A 1,558-nucleotide genomic window follows, 5' to 3' on the forward strand; every position below is an offset into this window, starting at 1 on the left:
CCCGGCCTGGTCGGCGGGCCCGTGGAGCTGCCGGAGTCCTCGTGGGGGTCCGGGAAGGACTGGCGGGTGTGGGCGGGCGAGGCGGTCACCGATCTCGTCGCGCTCAACGCCGACGTGCAGGACCGGCTGCTCACGACCGTCGACAAGGGACGGTCGTTCGGCCGCGACCGGCTGCTCGACGCCCTCGCCGCCCAAGCCCTGCTCGCCCTGTCGAGCGACTGGGCCTTCATGGTCAGCACGGGGTCCACCGTGGACTACGCGCGCGACCGCGCCCGGCTGCACGCCGACCGGGTCGCCGTGCTCGCGGGCCTGCTGGACTCCGACCGCCGCCCGGAGGCGGAGCGGCTGGTGGCGACCTGGGAGCCCACCCCCTTCGGCCACCTGGACGCCCGAACGCTCTAGGGAGCGTGCTCGACGGCCTGTTCGCGCAGCTGGGCGAACCCTGGAGCGAGGTAGGTCGAGTACGAGGTGTCGAAGTCCTCGCCGCCCTGCTGGTACCCGCCGGTCAGGCCCACGACGGCGCCGTCGGCCCGCAGCCACGGCCCGCCGCTGGTGCCGTCCTCCAGGCCGGGGGCGGGCAGCTCGAGCTGGGTCGGCGAGTACCGCTGTGTGACGCCGGTGCGGACCGTGGGGCCGTCGTCCTCGATCGGGTAGCCGACGGCCTGCACCCGGTCGCCCACCCCGGGATCGAAGGCCACCGGGAAACCGCCGGTCACGTCCTGGATCGGCGCCGGCCCGGAGACGGTGAGGAACGCGACGTCGTAGTCCGGGTCGGCGTCTGCGAGGAACCGGGGGTCGACGGCGACGCTGTCCACGGTCCACACGCCGTAGGGCTCCTCGCCCGCGTGGTAGCCGGGCACGAACGACATCCCGGTGTCCGCGGGCGTGCCGTCGCCCTCCGCCACGCAGTGCGCCGCCGTGAGCACGACGTCGCCCGTGGGGGTGTCCACCACCGACCCGCTGCAGAAATGGTCCCCCAGCGCCGCAGGCGGGCCGGGGAACAGCGCACCGACGGTCGCGGTCGGCGTGGGCGCGGGCCGGGGGTCGGGTACCGCGAGACCGGGATCGGAGACCCCGCAGCCGGCGGTGACCGACACCAGCGCGAGGGCGACGACCAGGCGCGACGCTCCGCGCATCGCACCTCCCCCGACGGTCCCGACAGGCTCTGACAGGCAGCGCCCCAGGGTACGTGCAGGCACCGTGGCGGGCTTTGCCAGGATCACCGCGATGCGCGTGCTGCTGGTCTCCTGGGAGTACCCGCCCGTGGTCGTCGGCGGGCTGGGCAGGCACGTGCACGCCCTGGCCCGCGAGCTGACCGCGGCCGGGCACGAGGTCGTCGTGCTCTGTCGGCAGCCCACGGGATCCGACGCGGCCACGCACCCGACCGTCGACGAGACCGTCGACGGGGTGCGGGTGCTCCGCGCCGCGGAGGACCCCGTGCACCTGGAGTTCGCCCGGGACCTCGTGGCCTGGACGCTCGCGATGGGCCACACCCTGGTGAATGTGCCTCCTTGGGGTATGGTGTAATTGGCAGCACGACTGATTCTGGTTCAGTTAG

Annotated in this window: 2 protein-coding genes and 1 pseudogene; 2 read left to right on the top strand and 1 reads right to left on the bottom strand. The window is 74.1% G+C overall.

Annotated elements, in window-relative coordinates; translation table 11 throughout:
• Positions 1-402: 1,4-alpha-glucan branching protein domain-containing protein (locus tag H5J29_RS32145; protein WP_181784678.1), on the top strand; the 402-nt coding region annotated here is incomplete at its 5' end.
• Here H5J29_RS32145 and H5J29_RS32150 read toward each other — a convergent pair.
• Positions 399-1,136: a trypsin-like serine peptidase gene (locus tag H5J29_RS32150; RefSeq protein ID WP_181784679.1), complete on the bottom strand. Its 738-nt coding sequence runs from the start codon at positions 1,134-1,136 to the stop codon at positions 399-401. The genes H5J29_RS32145 and H5J29_RS32150 overlap by 4 nt on opposite strands.
• A 91-nt stretch (positions 1,137-1,227) precedes the next feature.
• Between H5J29_RS32150 and H5J29_RS32155 the strand changes: the two are divergent.
• Positions 1,228-1,500 (top strand): annotated as a pseudogene (locus H5J29_RS32155) (glycogen/starch synthase); the annotation flags it as partial.
• Positions 1,501-1,558 lie beyond the last annotated feature (58 nt).

This window comes from Pseudonocardia pini, assembly GCF_013870575.1.
Classification (GTDB): Bacteria; Actinomycetota; Actinomycetes; order Mycobacteriales; family Pseudonocardiaceae; genus Pseudonocardia; species Pseudonocardia pini.

Excerpts from the sequence above, each read along its gene's own strand:
- H5J29_RS32150 (WP_181784679.1), bottom strand. The coding sequence starts at position 1,136 with ATGCGCGGAGCGTCGCGCCTGGTCGTCGCCCTCGCGCTGGTGTCGGTC.